We start from the raw sequence: 381 nt of genomic DNA on the forward strand, positions 1-381 counted from the left end.
ACGGATCAGAATCCGAACTATTGTCATTAGTTTTCTGACGAGTATCATCGTTTTGTCGCCGTTCGTTAGTACTACGGGATTCCAATAGTTGAAAGTCTTCAGCGACAACCTCCGTCACATAGACACGCTGCCCCTGCTGATTTTCATAGTTTCTTGTCTGAATACGACCAGTCACGCCTAGAAGCGTTCCTTTTCGAGCATAGTTCGCTAGTGTCTCAGCAGACTTACGCCATATCACGCAATTGATGAAGTCAGCCTCTCGATTTCCATCTTGATTCGTGAAGTTTCTGTTTACTGCTAAAGTGAATGTTGCTACTCCTGTTCCATTCGCTGTATATCTAAGGTCAGGATCTTTTGTCAATCGCCCGACCAAAACTACAT

General features: G+C 44.1%; 1 protein-coding gene. It reads right to left on the reverse strand.

Annotated features, from left to right (window positions below; translation table 11 throughout):
• On the reverse strand, nt 1-381 hold a 381-nt coding region (gene ssb / locus PGP85_RS21120), incomplete at both ends, for a single-stranded DNA-binding protein (RefSeq protein ID WP_270329192.1).

Source organism: Enterococcus malodoratus (assembly GCF_027659535.1).
Lineage (GTDB): Bacteria > Bacillota > Bacilli > Lactobacillales > Enterococcaceae > Enterococcus_A > Enterococcus_A malodoratus.